The 16,093-nt window shown below is 59.9% G+C and carries 14 protein-coding genes; 3 read left to right on the plus strand and 11 right to left on the minus strand.

All coding sequences use genetic code 11. From position 1 onward, the window contains the following. Positions 1 to 62: 62 nt before the first annotated feature. Together ACN19L_RS12100 and ACN19L_RS12105 are read left to right on the plus strand one after the other, a co-directional pair. Positions 63 to 1,322: a PKD domain-containing protein gene (locus ACN19L_RS12100; RefSeq protein WP_426489760.1), complete on the plus strand. Its 1,260-nt coding sequence runs from the start codon at positions 63 to 65 to the stop codon at positions 1,320 to 1,322. A gap of 119 nt (positions 1,323 to 1,441) precedes the next feature. Continuing rightward, positions 1,442 to 2,314, plus strand: coding sequence for a glycoside hydrolase family 16 protein (locus tag ACN19L_RS12105; protein WP_426489761.1), 873 nt, complete (start codon positions 1,442 to 1,444; stop codon positions 2,312 to 2,314). Positions 2,315 to 2,618: 304 nt separating this feature from the next. Here ACN19L_RS12105 and ACN19L_RS12110 read toward each other — a convergent pair whose 3' ends face one another. Both ACN19L_RS12110 and ACN19L_RS12115 read right to left on the minus strand, forming a co-directional pair. Continuing rightward, positions 2,619 to 3,791 (minus strand): hypothetical protein, encoded by a 1,173-nt coding sequence (locus ACN19L_RS12110; RefSeq protein ID WP_426489762.1) that lies wholly within the window; start codon positions 3,789 to 3,791, stop codon positions 2,619 to 2,621. Between the two features lie 239 nt (positions 3,792 to 4,030). Beyond that, positions 4,031 to 5,221, minus strand: a complete 1,191-nt coding sequence (locus ACN19L_RS12115) for a class I SAM-dependent rRNA methyltransferase (RefSeq protein ID WP_426489763.1) — start codon at positions 5,219 to 5,221, stop codon at positions 4,031 to 4,033. Positions 5,222 to 5,364: 143 nt separating this feature from the next. Between ACN19L_RS12115 and ACN19L_RS12120 the strand changes: the two genes are divergently transcribed. Then, the gene (locus ACN19L_RS12120) at positions 5,365 to 5,835 is read left to right on the plus strand and encodes a GNAT family N-acetyltransferase (protein WP_426489764.1); all 471 of its coding nucleotides are present in this window, start codon (positions 5,365 to 5,367) and stop codon (positions 5,833 to 5,835) included. Positions 5,836 to 5,842: 7 nt separating this feature from the next. On the opposite strand, the gene ACN19L_RS12125 is transcribed toward ACN19L_RS12120, so the two are convergent. The 9 genes from ACN19L_RS12125 to ACN19L_RS12165 form a co-directional block, all read right to left on the minus strand. Continuing rightward, positions 5,843 to 6,388 (minus strand): hypothetical protein, encoded by a 546-nt coding sequence (locus tag ACN19L_RS12125; RefSeq protein WP_426489765.1) that lies wholly within the window; start codon positions 6,386 to 6,388, stop codon positions 5,843 to 5,845. A gap of 44 nt (positions 6,389 to 6,432) precedes the next feature. Further along, complete coding sequence (locus ACN19L_RS12130; protein WP_426489766.1) at positions 6,433 to 6,939, minus strand: SRPBCC family protein; 507 nt, start codon at positions 6,937 to 6,939, stop codon at positions 6,433 to 6,435. 56 nt (positions 6,940 to 6,995) lie between these two features. After that, positions 6,996 to 7,625: a hypothetical protein gene (locus tag ACN19L_RS12135; RefSeq protein ID WP_426489767.1), complete on the minus strand. Its 630-nt coding sequence runs from the start codon at positions 7,623 to 7,625 to the stop codon at positions 6,996 to 6,998. Positions 7,626 to 7,818: 193 nt separating this feature from the next. Continuing rightward, positions 7,819 to 8,025 (minus strand): hypothetical protein, encoded by a 207-nt coding sequence (locus ACN19L_RS12140; protein WP_426489768.1) that lies wholly within the window; start codon positions 8,023 to 8,025, stop codon positions 7,819 to 7,821. Between the two features lie 48 nt (positions 8,026 to 8,073). Then, complete coding sequence (locus tag ACN19L_RS12145; RefSeq protein ID WP_426489769.1) at positions 8,074 to 8,883, minus strand: hypothetical protein; 810 nt, start codon at positions 8,881 to 8,883, stop codon at positions 8,074 to 8,076. Positions 8,884 to 8,885: 2 nt separating this feature from the next. Further along, on the minus strand, positions 8,886 to 12,818 hold the full coding sequence (locus tag ACN19L_RS12150; protein WP_426489770.1) for an SNF2-related protein: 3,933 nt from the start codon (positions 12,816 to 12,818) through the stop codon (positions 8,886 to 8,888). A gap of 408 nt (positions 12,819 to 13,226) precedes the next feature. Continuing rightward, positions 13,227 to 14,456 carry an FtsX-like permease family protein gene (locus ACN19L_RS12155; protein WP_426489771.1) on the minus strand — a complete coding sequence of 410 codons (1,230 nt, stop codon included), beginning with the start codon at positions 14,454 to 14,456 and terminating at the stop codon, positions 13,227 to 13,229. 96 nt (positions 14,457 to 14,552) lie between these two features. Next, positions 14,553 to 15,362 carry a class I SAM-dependent methyltransferase gene (locus tag ACN19L_RS12160; protein WP_426489772.1) on the minus strand — a complete coding sequence of 270 codons (810 nt, stop codon included), beginning with the start codon at positions 15,360 to 15,362 and terminating at the stop codon, positions 14,553 to 14,555. Positions 15,363 to 15,484: 122 nt separating this feature from the next. Then, entirely contained in the window at positions 15,485 to 15,931 is a 447-nt protein-coding gene (locus ACN19L_RS12165; protein ID WP_426489773.1) for a ribosome-binding factor A, read from the minus strand. Positions 15,932 to 16,093: the final 162 nt, after the last annotated feature.

The raw sequence follows: 16,093 nt of genomic DNA on the forward strand, positions 1-16,093 counted from the left end.
GGGTAGCCAGAGCAGCCCGGGCCAGTGGCCCACTTCCCACCTTATTCCCACGCACACAATCCATGCAGTTTTTTACCCGCTTTGCGGCTTTGGGCTTGCTGATGGCACCCCTGCTGCTTGCTTCCTGCGAAAAGGAAGACGATAATGCTAAACTGGAAGGCCCCGTGCCCGAGTCCAGTTTCACCTATCAGGTGAACACCACCCAATATCCGGTGGCCGTTACCTTCACCAGCACCAGCCAGAATGGGTTCCTGTACCAGTGGAACTTTGGTGATAACACCCGCGCCTCCGGCAACACGACTACCCACGTGTACACCCAGCCTGGTACTTACCAAGTGGAGCTGATTACGGCCGGCCGCGGTGGTACCGGTATCTCCAACAAGCAGAACGTGGTAATTCCCGATCCGTGCACCAACGCCGGGTTCAGCAAGCTGGTAAACTGCGCCGGCAGCGGCACGCGGGTATGGTCCTTCTCTACTGAGCCGGGCGCCATCGTGCGCGAGTCGGCCACGGGGGCGGTACTTTCCACATCGGGCACGTTGCCCAACTGTCAGCTCGACGACCAGTTTTCATTCAGCAACAGTTATACTGTAAACTACGAAAGCGGTGGCCAGACCTTCCGGAACAACACCTGCGGTACTTCCCTGAACCGGGGCGGTGGCTTTGTGTTCCGGCCGGGCACCGGCGGCCTGGGCCAGATTGTGCTGCAGGGGAAAGGCGGCTTTATCGGCCTGCCCGACTCGGTAGCCAACAAAACCTATGACATCCTGGAAGCCACCGATACCAAGCTGCGTCTGCGGGGCACCAACCCCGACGGTAGCCGCACTACGGTAACCTTCATGCCCTTCGATGCCACGGCTCCCTATAAGCGCCTGCTCACGGGTGGCACCTCCAAAACGTGGATGCTGGACAATAAAACCGACGCCCCCATTACGGTAGGTACCGAAGCCAACCCGCTGGAGTATTTCGCGGGGGTTAAAGCCGGTGAATTGCCCGCCTGCCAGTCCGACGACGAGTACACGTTCTCCATGAACGATACGTTTACCTATGATGCCAAAGGCCAGACCTTCTCGGCAGCAGCGGGCTACACCTGCGCGGCTCCGTTGTCGGGTACCTCGCCCATGGTATTCGGCCCGGCCGCTGGTACCGGCCTGGCTCAGTTCACGCTTACGCGGGCCGGGGCATTCATTGCTGCCACCGACGCCTCGCCCACGGAGCGGGTGTACCGCATTCTGAGCATTGATAACAACAAAATGACGCTGCGCGCCGGCAGCGGCCAGAACGGCGGCACGGTGTTCACCATCAAAATGGTAGCCAAGTAAGCTGTACGCTTCCTGGCCCACAGCTGGCCGGCCAGTGCCACAAACGCGCTGGCCGGCTTTGGCGGTGCCGGGCAGTGCGTTTGTGGCACTTCCTGGGTCTTTCTGCTGTTGCTTTTCGTATGCTGACTACTTCCCGCCGACCCGCCATGCTGCTCACTACTGGTATAGCCTTGCTGCTGAGCCTGAGTGCCTGCACTGAAACTAAAACCAAGAATGTTCCGCAGCCGGTGCCCCCCACCCCTCCTACGCCGGCCGTAAACGAGGAGGCCCGTGACTATGACAAGTACACGGAGCTGGTGTGGAGTGATGAGTTCAACACCGGAGCCCTCGACCAGACCAAATGGACCTACGAACTGGGAGCCGGCGGCTGGGGCAACAATGAGCTGCAGACGTACACCAACGCCAACGACAACACCTACATGAGCGGGGGCAACCTCGTGATTCAGGCCAAGCAGACCGGGCCAAACTCCTATACCTCAGCTCGCCTGATTACCAAAGGCAAGAAGAGTTTCCAGTACGGACGTATTGATGTGCGCGCCAAGCTGCCGAAAGGCAAAGGGGTATGGCCCGCCATCTGGATGCTGGGCTCTGACATCGACCAGAATAACTGGCCTAAGTGCGGCGAAATTGACATCATGGAGCTGCGCGGCAGCCAGCCGCGGGAATTCCTGAGCACTATGCACTTCGGCACTAGCTCAGCCGACCACAAGTACAAAGGGATTACTAAGCCTGTACCCTTTGACTTGTCTGAAGACTTTCACACCTTCTCAGTGGTGCGCAGCAAAGATCTGCTTCGTTTTTATCTGGATGGGGAAATGCAGCCTTATTACCAGTTTACGGGCAGCGACGCCAGCCCCTTTCCTTTCAACAACCCGTTCTTCGTAATTCTGAACGTGGCCGTGGGTGGCAACTTCGACGGTAACCCCGTGGCTTCTACCACTTTTCCCCAGCAGATGCAGGTAGACTACGTGCGCTACTACCAATACAAATAAGCCAGCGCTCCTACTCAGGTAAGGGGGTGGGAAATAAACCAAGCCCGAGTAGAGCACCGGTGCCGCAAGGCCGCTGGCGTGGGTGAGAGTGGAGCCTGGCTGTGGTTTCCGGGTTCCGCTCCTCGCTCATCTTTACTTGCGCATTGTCGCATCCTGTCTGGCGGTAGCGCCGGGCAGACTATACCGGGGCCGGTTCACCAGTTAGGGGGGTGGGCCGGCTTTCGGCTTTTAGCAGGCGGCTGAAATAGTAATGACCTCAGCTAAAACCGTTTCGGGTTTGCGGGCCGAACAGCCGCCGCACCGGTTACTCCGGGGCCGGCAGCTGCTCCAGCCGGAGCTGGCGCGGTTGCTGGGGCTCGAGGTAAAAGGCGTACCGGGCGTTGAGGCCTCGCAGTTCAAACCGGATTTCGGCGGGTCGGCGCGGCGGCCGAAAGCGCGCCATCTGCCGAAACGAAAGGGCCGCCGTACCGGGCCGGCGCTTATCGATGGCCAGCAGGCCCCGCTGCCCATCCAGCAGGTAGTAGGTGTGCGTCTGCCACACGTAGCGGCGGGGCACTTCGTAGGCCATAGTGCCCTCGGTACCGGTGTAGCGCAGCCGCTGCCGTACCCGCCCGCGTGGTGTAATAACAAAGGCATTGGGGCTGCGCCGGCGACGGGCATCTTCCACCCATTGGTCCGCTTCCTGAAACTCCGCGCTGGGGGTCGCCCCTTCAATCGGCAGGTTTTCCGCGGTGGCGGGGCTGGCAGCGGCGGGCGGCGCGGGCCGGTAGTAGCCGTAGCGGTAGGCTGTAAATAAGGTGGTATCGGTGAGCGGAAAAGCGGCCACCAATTCGGCGCGGGACTTTTGCAGCGACACCGGCGGGCCGCTGGGCGGTACCAGGGCCTGGCAGGTAAGCAGCGTACCATCGGTCAGCAGCCGGGGCACACAGTCGGCCGCGCCCCAGTTGGAGCGGTAGCTATTGAACAGCTGCCGTCCGGACCCATCCAGCCGCAGCAGCACCACCACGCGCTGCGCAACATCACTGTACGGAATACCGATTTCCACCGCCAGGGCCAGCCGCTGGCTGGGGCCGTGTACACCCAGCAGGCGCGGGGCCTGCGGCTGGCTCACCGTCACCACGTCGGGGTCGACTACGCCGAAAAAATCGGCCTTGCGCAGCCGCTGCCGAAATACCATCCGGCCCACTGAGTCGAGCAGCGTGATAGTGTGCCAGCCTTCGTAGCCGCGCACCTGCCCGGTGCGGGCAAAGGAGGCCGAATCGGCGGCGAAGAAACTGCCCACGGCCCCCGTGGTAACGGCCAGCAGCGGCTTCGTGGAATCGGTATCGGCCCGCAGCAGCAGCCGGTACCGCTGCCGCCCCACCCGAAACACGGTGTCGTGGCCGACCTGCAGCAGCGCATATCCGGTTCGGCTGGCATCGGTGGTATCAGGCAGAACTACCGGATGCGGCGCGGCGTTACCAGCAGCCGCAGCCACTGTGTCGGCGGGTGCCCGGGTGACAAGCTCAGCGCGAGCCGCCGGTCGTTGTTCGCACCCTGCAAGCAGCAGCCAACCGGCACCGCAGCCAGCCAGCCATTTCCAGTAGTTCGTCATCGACCAGAAATATAAGTGGTTTGCCCACGTTCCGGCCCGACAGTTCATGCAACTCCCGAAACGCACTAAAGCCCGGCTTCTCCTGGTGGAAAAGCCGGGCTTCAGCATGGTAGAAATTCGGGTTACTCCACGGCCAGCACCAGGCCCTTCAGGTATTCGCCTTCGGGGTGGAACAGGCTTACGGGGTGGTCGGCGGGCTGGGTGAGGCGGTGCAGGATGCGAGCCGGGCGGCCAGCCTCGATGGCGGCGGCCAGCACGGCTCCTTCAAACAACTCAGCCGATACCACCTGCGAGCAGCTGAAGGTGAACAGCAATCCGCCGGGCGCAATCTGCCGGATACCGGCCGCGTTCAGGCGCTTGTAGCCCATCAGGGCGTTGTGGCGGGCCGAGAGGTGCTTGGCAAACGCGGGAGGGTCCAGCACAATCAGGTCGTAGGTTTCCTGGCTGTTTTTCATGAAGCTGAACACGTCCTCGGCATAGGCGGCGTGCTTGCTTTCCAGCCCGGTGAGGGCGGCGTTGCGCTCCGTGAGCTCAATGGCGCGCTTCGAGCTATCCACGGAATGTACCAGCTCGGCCCCGGCCTGCAGGGCGTAGGAGCTGAAGCCGCCGGTGTAGCAGAACGTGTTGAGCACCCGGCGGCCGGGCGCGTAGCGGGCCAGCAGGCTGCGGTTGTCGCGCTGGTCGATGAAGAAGCCGGTTTTCTGGCCCGTTTCCCAGTCCACGGCGAAAGGGTGGCCGTTTTCGTGCACCACGTGCTCCTGTCCGCTGCTGCTCCCGAACAGGTAGCCGTTCTGGGCCCCCGGGGCGGCCTTGGCCGGCACGGTTTCGGCACTTTTGTCGTAGATGGCGCGCAGGCCGGGAATCACCTGCTGCAGGGCTTCGGCAATGAGCGGGCGGGCCTTGTACATACCGGCGCTGTGCGCCTGCACCACGGCCGTGTCGCCGTACACATCAATGATTAGGCCGGGCAGTCCGTCGCCCTCAGCGTGGGTGAGGCGGTACACGTTGGTGTTGCCGGTACCCGTGAGGCCCAACCCCTGGCGCAACTGAAAAGCATTGCGCAGGCGGCCTTCCCAGAATGCCGCGTCGGGCAGTTGGGCGGCGGGTCCGAAATCGAGCATGCGCACGGCAATGGAGCCGGGGGCGTAGTGGCCCACGCCCAGCACTTCGCCGTTGGCGGCCTGCACCTGTACCACTTCGCCCTCTACCACCTCCCCCTGCATGCGGCCAATGGCCCCCGAAAATACCCACGGGTGCCGACGGCGCAGGGACTGGTCTTTTCCGGGTTTGAGGGTGATGACGGCAAGGGACATGGCAAATGGCTGGTGAAGTGGACTACAAAGGTAACCCAATCAGTCGGGCCGCAAGGGCGCCCGGCTCACCATCACACCGCGCCGGCCCCGGACAACCGGGTATCGGCTAATATCTTTGCGGCCTCCACCTTTCTGCTGCCCCCATGCCTTCCGCTACCACCGCCCACATAGTGGCCTACCGGCCCGAGCATCAGCCCGCTTTCCAGGCCCTCAATGAGGAGTGGATTACGCACTATTTTCAGCTGGAGGAGACGGACCACCGGCAGTTGCGCGCGCCTCAGCAGCATATTCTCGACCCCGGAGGGCACATTTTTATGGCGCTATTCGGGGATGAGCCCGTGGGTGCCTGTGCGCTGCTGTACGAAACCGCCACCAGCTACGAGCTGGCCAAAATGGCGGTGTCGCCGCATGCGCAGGGGCTGGGCATTGGCCGGCTACTGGGCGAAGCGGCCATTGCGCAGGCCCGCGCCCTCAGGGCTCAGCACCTGGAGCTGCTCTCCAACCGGCGGTTGACTACTGCGCTGGCCCTGTACCGCCGGCTAGGCTTCGTGGAGGCTCCGCTTGCGCCTACCGCCTACCAGCGCGCCGATATCCGAATGGTACTCAACCTGTGAGCCGCAGCTACGCAAACGGGTCGAGGTAGGCAATAAGCACGGCCAAAGCCGCCAGTCCGGCCAGCACCGCCCACACCGGCCCGCCCCAAATCAGCAAGCCAATCAGACTGAGGGGTAACACCACCAGCCCCAGCACGCCCAGCACCGTAGTGCCTAAGCCCACCTCGGCGGTGTGCCGGGGCCCGGCCGCACGACGCGCCGCCTGCCCGGCCGATTTGCCCGCCCGCAGCCGTGGCACCTGCGCTGCCCCAACTTGGGCTACCGCCTGCCGCAGCTGTTGCCGGAGCTGCCGCGGTTTGGGTTTTGTTCTTTGCTGAATAGCGGGTTGCCGCTCAGCCACCGGTTCAGCAGTGGCAATAATCCGGGGAGAAGCCCCGGGCGGCGTGATTACCGGCCGCGCCTCTGCCGTCATCGGCTGCTGCGCGGCCGGCGCGGGCCGGAACTGGTAGGCCGATTGCGAGCTGCGGCAGCCGGCCGCCAGCAGCACTAGCAGCAGCAGCGGGACACCGAAAAAAAACCGCGCACGGCGGGCAGGAACAGTAGAAGCAGGCATGGGCAGAACCAGTAGCAGCCGCAAGGTACGCGGCCCGACGAGCCCTATACGGCAGTTGGGGCTACTACGCTGCCAGTAGTATCGTTTTTACGCGGCAACGGCTTACCGGGCCGCTCAAACCAACGCCGGTAAATGGGCCGCCGCCAGGCAAACTGCGCCCACATGGCCGGCCACAGCAGCCGATCCAGCACCGTGTTACCGGCCGTATATTCCAGGTCCTCCACAATGTAGGTGCCGCCATCGGGGGCGGGCTGCATCAGGTGGCGGTGCTGCCAGTGGCGCAGGGGCGGCGGCAGCTGCCGGCCCTCATCCACGAAGTAGTACGTGCCATCGGGCGTTACGCCGTGGTCGGTGATAAGCGACGTCCAGCGGTAACGCAGCAGGCCGGCGCCCAGCTCAATGTGCACCTCGTCGCCACGGTGGCAGCCATCGAAGCGCAGCAGCCGAAAAGGCGGAAACGGCGGGGCCAGGGCCAGAAACAGCTCCCGAGTAAAGCCCTGCCACACCTGGGCAGGCGGGGCGGCTACGTGCGTGCGGAGGTAGAGGTGCATGCCGGTTTAACTCCGGCTGGCGGCCCAGGGTTTTCGGCCGGAGCCGGCGGCTTGGCCTACCAGCTGTACGTGGGCGTGGGCGTGGGCGTGAGCATCTCGAAGGTGGCAACGGATGCCAGATAGTAACCCCGCGCCTTCAGGCCCAACCGGAAGTGCGTGTCAATGGGCCGGGAATATTCCAGACCGGCCACCACGCCCGCTTCTTCGGGGTAGCTGTTGCGCATACTGGTTTCGTTGAGGGCAAAAACCGGGGCACCATACGCAGTGTACCCTTGGTAAGAGGCCGTCTGCGAAGCCGTGGTCATGTACAGTAAGCCGGCGTGCACGCGCAGGTTGCGGGCTACTTCCCGCTCATACACGGCCTGGAAGGCGTTGTTCACGTAGCGCAGCCGCACATCCACGGTGGGCGTACTGCCCCAGGCGGTTTCATACGGAATCTGCTTGTAGTCGGAGTTGACGGTGCGGGTGTAGCCCAGCGCCACGGCCCCGGTGCGGCCCACCCGGTACGATACCTCAGCCCCACCCGCCGTGCCCAGCAGCCGCACGTGCTGCAGTTCGGAGGGCGTATCCCGGAAAGAAGCTGCGAAAAAATTAGCACTGCCCCCGTAATGCACCTGCAGCCCCAGCCGCGCCGGCGGGAGTGTCTGCTGCCCGTACGCCAACGACGTTATCAACCCAACACTCATCCCCACACCTATTTGCACGCTCCGTATAGCTGTTCGCATACTGTCTGATCTACTATCTGAAAATTGAAACCTATCCGCAGCCGTCGGAGGCTACGCCAGAGCCGTAGTACGTAGCCTTTGCTTTGCACCTGACGACCAGCATGTACCATACTGAGCCTCGTTCCGGCAAACGTGAAGCAAAGGCTGACCGCGCTTACTTCGGCATAAACCAGTGCAGGAAGCCGCAGTTGTCGCACTCGTAGCAGATGGCGTGCGGGTCGGACCAGTCGGAAGTGAACAGCCCGGCGCGTTCCAGCTTCACCTCGTTGCGGTGGAAGCCCTGGTGCCCACAGATACTACACCGGAGCGTGTGGCCCTTTATTTCTACCCGAACAGGTTTTGGCGCGTCGAACAAGCCCATACTGCTTATTTAGCTAACCTTTGTTTCCTTTTAAATATGCCCAGACGACTATTTCTCACTCATCACTGCCATGGCATCTACTATCGTAAAGCTATGGTCATCGAAAGTCAGGAATTTTCCGTTGCCGATTCCTCGTAGTCCGGCTGAAGAGAAATTACCGAAACGCTTGACCTTATCCTTCCTGTTCCACCAGAAGAAACACGTGTCCTCGTAGGAACCATAGAAAATAACGTTGCCACGCGTGGTGGTTAGCGCGTGGCTACCACAAAAGCCATCCGGGGCTTCTTGGTGTATAATCTGGTAGTCAGTAAGACGTAGCTCCACCAAGGGAAAATCAGTGTAGGGATAGAACAGAATACTGTCTTTACCCAGTTTGCACATGCAGTAGCAGTCCAGTATAAAATGAGCTGGGTTGCTTGAGTTGAATCCCCAAAGCTGCTGCCCATCAAAGTTGAACACGGCCAATCCGTCACTACTTGGTTTACTGCTCCCGAAGCCTTCGTCAAAATAAGAAATAACAATCTTTCCGTCCTGCACCAGAACATCTTCAACTGCATCTCCTGCATCGAACGTCAGCATTTTATTACCGTCGACTCCAAAAACATGACCGTTGTCTTGTTGGCTACGCCGGGATTCTATTACCAGGAACCGGGTATCGTCAATTTTTCTGATTAGCGGAAATCGAAACTGCTGATGCAACGGTAGTTGCCACTGGTTGGTCCAGACTTCCCAATTGCTCAGTAAGGCAATAAAGTTGCCGTGCTCGTCCGCATCAAGGTTGAGTAGTCGAAGCTTGCCAGAAGCCAGGGGATGAATGATCTTAATATTCAATAGTTCAGCGTTGTCAACCTGCGTCAATACTACCCCAGCAGTTCCTCAATATCCTCGCGGGTGAGGCTCTTGATAATAGCTTCGTCGGTGGTGATGAGGTCGGTAACGAGCTGGATTTTCTTGTTCTGCAGGGCCAGGATTTTCTCCTCCACTGTGTTCTGGGTGATGAACTTGTAAGTGAACACCGTGCGCTGCTGCCCGATGCGGTGGGCCCGGTCCACGGCCTGGGCTTCCACGGCTGGGTTCCACCACGGGTCGAGGATGAACACGTAGTCGGCGGCGGTGAGGTTGAGGCCCACGCCGCCCGCTTTCAGGCTGATGAGGAACACCCGCAGCTCATCGGTCTGCTGGAACCGCTCCACTTCCTTATGCCGGTCCCGGGTGTTGCCATCGAGGTAGGCGTAGGCAATCTGCCGCTCATCCAGGGCCGCCCGCACAATGTCCAGGTGCTTCACAAACTGACTAAACACCAACACCTTGTGCCCCTCCGATACTACGCTCTTGATCATGCGCACCACTTCCCGCAGCTTGCCCGACTCGTGCTCGTAGTCCTCGTGGGCCATGCGCGGGTGGTTGGCAATCTGGCGGAGCTTGGTGAGGCCCTGCAGCAGCATAAACTGGGTGCTGGCCGTGCCGTGCTCCTCCAGGCTCTGCAGAATCTGGTTGCGGTAGAAGCTCTTGGTTTCCTCGTAGCACTGCTGCTGCTCCTCCGTCATGGGGCAGTAGCTCAGGTTCTCAATCTTCTCGGGCAGCTCCTTGGCTACTTGCGCCTTGTGCCGCCGCAGAATAAACGGCTTGATAAGCGCGTGCAGACGGCGCGTTTTGCCCTCGTCCTTGCCCTTCTCAATGGGTTTGAGAAATTCCTTGCGGAAGAACGCCTGCGAGCCCAGCAGTCCGGGGTTGATGAACGACATCTGCGACCAAAGGTCCATCGTGCTGTTCTCCACCGGCGTGCCCGTCAGAATCAGCCGGTGGCGGGAGTGCAGCCCGCGCACAGCCTGGGAGGTAGTGGAGCCGGGGTTTTTGATGGCCTGCGACTCGTCCAGAATCACGTAATCGAACTTGTAGGTTTTCAGCAGCTCCGTATCCAGGCGCACAATGCCGTAGCTGGTCAGCACCACGTCATAATCGGCAAACTGCTCCACGTTCTTGTCCCGGTACGTGCCCGTGTAAATGAGCAGGCGCAGCGCGGGCGTAAACTTAAAGGCCTCCGTCATCCAGTTATACACCAGCGAGGTAGGCATTACCAGCAACGAAGCCGCGCCTTTGGCCGCGCCACTTTCCTTGCGTTGCAGGAGCAGCGCCAGCGTCTGGATGGTATTATGGGTCAGGATGAAGTCGTCCGTCACGTACAGCCGGTCAGGCGCATCCACGCTGATGCACTGGGCCGGCAGCACCCCCACGCTTTCCACCGCCTTGATGCCCCGGTAGGGCTGGTATTTAGTTTTGGGCCGATACAGCACCGCTTTGCGCGTGAGACGGAAAGGCCGGATGTGCGGGGGCAGGCTCAGGGTAAGCGTATAGGTGCGCTGCCCGGTGCGCTGCTCGCCCTTGTGGGCGTAGGTGGGCAGCTTACTGCTGCGGCGCACCGTGCCGCCCAACGACTGCACCAAGCTGGTAACGCCCTCAATCAGCTGCCCGGAAACCGAGGTAAACTGGCATACGTCGCCACTGGCCGATACGTAGCCATCGGCATCCAGCAGGCCCTGCAACAGCGCCACGCGGGTAGCCACATCATTGAACAGGTAGCTTTCCGGGATGAATTTATCAGCCGACTTCTTGTCTTTCAGCCCCAGCGCCTTTATGTGCTGCATTAGGGCGTTGGTCCAGCCGCTGGCTTTCACCAGGTTGTAGTCGTACCCAGTTGGCGTTACGGGCTGCAGGCGCAGGCCGGTGGGCAGCGCGGCGGCAGCGTAGTTTACTATTTCGGTGTCGGCTGTGGTTTGGTCTACGCTGTTGCGGCGGAAGCACCCGTCGCCGAGCAGCAGCCCCAGCAGGTAGGGGTCCAGGGCAACGGGCCGGGACGCAAACTGTACGGCCTGCACCAGCGGGATAAACCACTTGGTATTGCCATGCTTGTCGTGTAGGTCGGCGGCCATGGTTTGCAGCTCCCGCACTTGGTAGGGCTGGCCCCTGTATTTCTGCACCGGGCTCTGCACGGCCCACAGGTGCTCGGCGCAGCACTCGGTACTGGAGCCATCCGTGAAAGTCACCCGGAAGATTTCCTTTTCGCCCTGGGGGAACACGCCGGTTACCCGGGAGCGGCCACCCTGAGAGTTGATCAGTTCGTCGCCCACCCGCATGTCGCCCATCCGTTTCCAACCCGTAGGCGTCAGGATGCGAGCGTGCAGCGGCTGCGCCTTGCCAAGCCCCATGTCATCGGCCAGGCAGCCCCCAAACTGGTAGTCCTGTACGAAATGCAGCCAGTTGTAGCCGGCCTTCTGGTAGGGCCGCAACTCGCCCCGGAACGAGGCCGGCAACGGGCGGTCCTCCACGGTTTCAAACTCGCGCAGCTTTTCCAGCTTCCGCGACATCACCACCGTGGCCAGGTTGCCGTTTTGCAGGTCTGAAACCAACGCCAAATGATGCTTGCGCAGCGTAAGCGAGTGGTTGTTTTCCTCCGAGAAGGCAAACAGCTCTAGGTACTGGGAAAACCACTCCTCCGGAATAATGGCAATCTGCCCGTTGGGCAGCCGGAATTCGTGGCGCTTGTTGAGAATGTAGGGTCGCAGCTTGATGAAGGGAATCTCAAACTCCCCGAAGCGCACTGTGCCGTGCACATCAAACCAGTCGTTGGTTTCCGTGATGCCCACCTGCACCGTTACCGCCCCAATAAAGTAGTCTTTGCCCGAGCTGCTGCCCTGCTGCACCGTGAAGCCCAGGCGCACCAGCTCATCGGCGTGGTGATGAAGCCAGCGGAAGGCCGTGGCCTTCTCCAGCACGGCCCGGCCGTTGCGCACTTCTAGGGCGCGGTCGGCCAGCTCGGCAATGATTTCCTGCTCCCGGTCGAGGTTGCGGATGAGGCGGTGGAAGATGTAGTTGTCCTCCTTTTTTTCCAGCTTCACGCACACCCGCTTGTCGTGGGCCGTGTGCACGGTATGGTCGCCGTAGCGGAAGCTCAAATCGAAGTGAATGTGGTCGGAGGGAGCCTCCACGGTGGCCACGGCTACGCCGCTAGTCGGGCTGCCGGCCCCACGCCGGGCCACGGCAGTGCGGGCGGGCGGGGCGGTTACCACCGTGGTGTGGGGCGCATCCGTGAAGGTAAGCTGAGGCCGGGCCACGTATCGCTCCGAGCGGATATCAAACCCCCGGGCGTGCACATCGAACGACTCCACCAGCGGGGCCACAAACCGCTGGAAGTAGCTATCCTCCACCTGCCGGGGAATCACAATGAACTTCTTGTTCAGGAACGGCTTGATTTTCTTGCCGTCCACGTCGTTGTGGAAGTTGTGCAGCGTGTCGCCCAGCAGCAGCCAGGCCGGCTGCTCGCACACGATTACGGCGTTTTTGTATTGAAAATCCAGCTTTTGCCCCTGGTACTGAATGGTGGGGAAGTAATGCGTGCTTTCCTCATTGCGCCGGAAATGGAACAGCACCGACGCCGGCTCGGCGGCCACCTGAATTTCGCGCCAGGTTGGCTCCCCATCCTTACCGGTAATAAAGACGCATTTATCCTTCAGCAAGCTCAAAATTTGCCCCATCCGCTCCTGCACGTAGCGACAAATGGCATCCTGCAGCCCCTTGTCACCCTTCTCAGGATCGTATATCTTCAGGAAGAAGTCGGCCGGGGTTGTCTTCTTCGACCAGAACTCTTTGATAACAGCATCCTGCTGAATCTGGTCGGTGAGGGCAATCAGCTCAAAATCCGATTCGTTCAGGCCGTCCGCAAACTCCGGCGCATTCTTGGCCGATACCGTTTGGTGCTGCAGCGTGAGCTGGCCCCGCTGATTGCGTTGCACCACATAAGACTCAAATAAATAGCCTAGATACTCGTGTTCGAGTAAAGAATATACAATCTGAAATGGCTCTGAAGTGGAGACCTTCATAGTCAGTAACTAAAATGCAGCGTTGAAAGTAGTAACAAATGCCAAATACTATATTTTTTACTAAAAAGTAAAATTTAATCCGAGAATAATCATATTATTTTGTTCAATTAGGCAAAAGTGTCTACCGGACTGCCCTTTGCAGTCTACGAAGGTAACGGACTTCTCTTTTTATAGTTATAGTTTCCCGCAAACAATCAATACGTTTTTCGGCGGCAAGTCAAGCCTGCTCCCCCGGATGTATCAGATTGGGAACTAAAGACCCTGTTGAAAGGCACTATAAGCCTATTTCCCACCAGGGGAAATACCTGACATGAAGTGAACTTCCTACAGATTTTCCCGTAGGTCGAGGCTGGCGGCGTTCAGGGCCGGGCGGATGGAAACGCTGATGGTGATAACCACAATGGCAATACCCGTCAGCACAATATCCGATAGCTGCATCTTAACGGGATAGGAATCCACCACACTGGTAGCCATGCCCATGCTCACGATGTGAAAGGTTTGCTGCAGCCAGCAGATGCCAACCCCCAGCACCAGGCCGGTTACGGCCCCCACCTGGGCCACAATGGCCCCTTCCAGCAAAAAGATGTTGCGAATGGTGCGGGAGCTGGCCCCCACAGCCATGAGCACGGCAATATCCTTGCGCTTGTCTATCACCAGCATCGACAGGGAGAAAAAGATGTTGATGCTGGCAATGAGCAGGATAAAGGCGAAGGTGATGAACACGAACATTTTCTCCACCTTGATGGCTTTGAGCAGAGAAACGTGCTGCTCATCGGAATCCAGCACCTTGAAGCCGCGGCCGAGTTGCCTTTTTAGGGCATCCTTCACGTCGCTGATGTCGCGGCCGGGCTTGGCCTTCACTTCCAGAGCCGTGCGGCGGTTGCCGTAGCGCAGCAGGTTCTGGGCAAACTCCAGAGGCACAAAGATGTAGCTGTCGTCAATGTGCTGCTCAATCAGGAACACGCCGCCGGCCAGGATATTCTGCTCGTTAAAGGCCGTTTCAGGGTTCATCGACAGCGTTTTGCGGCCCGTATTGCGCGGGTACAGCAAGCGCATGGGTGAGAACCGGTTATCAAGCGTGATGCTGAGCTCGTGCTGCACGCCGGCCCCTACCAAGGCGTAATCCAGCCCGTCGCGGTGCAGCTGGTGGCTGCCGTCCACAATGGCCGAGTCGATGTTGCTCTGCAGGTGGTAGTTGTCGGAAACGCCCTTCATCTTCACCACCATCTGCCGGTCGTGGTACTGCAGCAGGGCATTGTCCTCGATTACCTCCGTTACCAGCCGCACGCCGGCCGTAGCGCGCAATTTGGCCAGCAGGGCGGGGCTCAGCTCAAAGGACTTGCCCTGCACGGCAGTAATCACCAGATCAGGGTCCGATTTGCCGTAGAGGCTGCGCACCAGATCCTCCAGCCCATTGAACACTGACAGCACAATAATCAGCGCCATCGTTCCCACGGCTACGCCCACCATGGAAATGTTGGAGATGATGCTGATGATGTTGCGCTTCTTCTTCGAGAAAAAGTAACGCCGGGCAATGAGCAACGGTACGTTCACGTGCGGGGCGCGGGAGCGGGGCTAGTGGAGGAAGCTACGTTGGGAAAATAGCAACGGCATAATCAGGAGCAAGATACGCCGCTGCGCGAAAAAGGTCTATTTCCAGGCTTTCACAATCAGGCCCGTGCCCGAATCGTGTTTGGAATTGGCGTCAAACCAGTTCAGAATGAGGCAGAACGGAAAGGTAACGAGATAGTAGAAGGGCAGCAGCAGGAAAAACAGCTTCGATTTACCCAGCATCAGAATGGGATACTTCATGCTCAGGCGCCAGGAAATCTGGCCCGGCTCGCCGTAGCTGTACTGAGCCTCAATCCGCTCGAAACCGGCGGTGCGCAGCTTCTGCTGAATCTCATGGATGTTGTAGCCGTCGCGCACGTGCTCCTCAATGAAGCTGGTTTCACCGTCGGCGTGCACATCGGAGCCCCCCTGGTCGGAGGGAGTGGAGATGAGCAGCATGCCGCCGTCCTTGAGGGAGGTGTGAATGTTGCGGAATACTTCCACGTCTTCCAGAATGTGCTCCATCACATCCACCGACAGGGCCAGGTCGAAGGAGTTGGGTTGCTGGTAGAGCACCAGGTCCTGCACCGCAAACTGAGCATTGGTGCGGCCAATCTGCCGGAAGAAGCGGTTGGAATCGGCCACTTGCTCGTCCTTCACATCCACGGCCAGAATCTGCCACTTGCGGCTCAGGCCTGACAGCCAGTACGTGTACTGCCCGTAGCCGGAGCCGGCATCCAGAATGGCGAGGGGCTCCTCAGTACGGCCTTTAGCCCACTGGCGCAGCTCGCGGTGCACATGCCAGGTGCGCAGCAGCAGCAGATCAAGCAGATGGTAAAACAACTGCCGCAGCCAGGGCGTGCGGTTGAAAACTTCGCCGAGCGACTTCTTAATCGGGTCGTAGTACAAGGGAGAGTAACTGAGTAGCGGAGTAACTGAGTGACGTGTAACTGAATAGCGGAGTAACTGAGTACTTATTTTGGTGACGTGAACCTCAGGAGTATTGAACTAATACTCAGTTACTCTGCTACTCAGTTACTCTCTTCGTCGTCGGCGAAGAGTTTGGGGCGCTTGGGCGCGGCATTGGGCTCATCGGGAGTCGGCTGCTCGGGGATGGCCGGCGGAATGTGCAGGTTGCCGAACACGTTGTCCATGTGGGCCGCGTAGGAAGCCGAGTCGTCGAGGAAGAATACCAGTTCGGGCACAATGCGCAGCTGCTTGCGCACCCGCTTAGCCAGGGCCTGGCGGATTTCCTTGGCAGTATCCTGCACCAGCGCAAGTTGCTGATCGTCAGAGCTGGCAGTGCCTACCGTGAGCACGCTCAGGTACACACGGGCCACGCCCAGGTCGGGGGAGACGCGCACCAGACTGATGCCCGGCGGCAAGCCCGGAAACAGGTGCGGTAAATCACGCTGAAATACGGCTGCCAGGTCCTGCTGTAGCAGGCTGGCTACCTTTTGTTGTCGTTTGCTTTCCATAAGAATCCGCAAAGATAGGGACTTAGGGACTTAGGGACTTAGGGACTTAGGGACTTAGGGACTTAGGGACTTAGGTAAGGGGGAGGGGGTGTGGGGGCTATATTTGCTGCGTAACGGCCGAAGACGTCAGGAAACAGTCGTTGGCGCGTACTGGTGCTGTTT

This window comes from Hymenobacter sp. 102 (assembly GCF_049949205.1).
In the GTDB taxonomy this organism is placed as follows: domain Bacteria; phylum Bacteroidota; class Bacteroidia; order Cytophagales; family Hymenobacteraceae; genus Hymenobacter.

Excerpts from the sequence above, each read along its gene's own strand:
- ACN19L_RS12100 (WP_426489760.1), top strand. The coding sequence starts at position 63 with ATGCAGTTTTTTACCCGCTTTGCGGCTTTGGGCTTGCTGATGGCACCC.
- ACN19L_RS12140 (WP_426489768.1), bottom strand. The coding sequence starts at position 8,025 with ATGGGCTTGTTCGACGCGCCAAAACCTGTTCGGGTAGAAATAAAGGGC.
- ACN19L_RS12135 (WP_426489767.1), bottom strand. The coding sequence starts at position 7,625 with ATGAGTGTTGGGTTGATAACGTCGTTGGCGTACGGGCAGCAGACACTC.
- ACN19L_RS12125 (WP_426489765.1), bottom strand. The coding sequence starts at position 6,388 with ATGCCTGCTTCTACTGTTCCTGCCCGCCGTGCGCGGTTTTTTTTCGGT.
- ACN19L_RS12115 (WP_426489763.1), bottom strand. The coding sequence starts at position 5,221 with ATGTCCCTTGCCGTCATCACCCTCAAACCCGGAAAAGACCAGTCCCTG.
- ACN19L_RS12120 (WP_426489764.1), top strand. The coding sequence starts at position 5,365 with ATGCCTTCCGCTACCACCGCCCACATAGTGGCCTACCGGCCCGAGCAT.
- ACN19L_RS12130 (WP_426489766.1), bottom strand. The coding sequence starts at position 6,939 with ATGCACCTCTACCTCCGCACGCACGTAGCCGCCCCGCCTGCCCAGGTG.
- ACN19L_RS12105 (WP_426489761.1), top strand. The coding sequence starts at position 1,442 with ATGCTGACTACTTCCCGCCGACCCGCCATGCTGCTCACTACTGGTATA.
- ACN19L_RS12165 (WP_426489773.1), bottom strand. The coding sequence starts at position 15,931 with ATGGAAAGCAAACGACAACAAAAGGTAGCCAGCCTGCTACAGCAGGAC.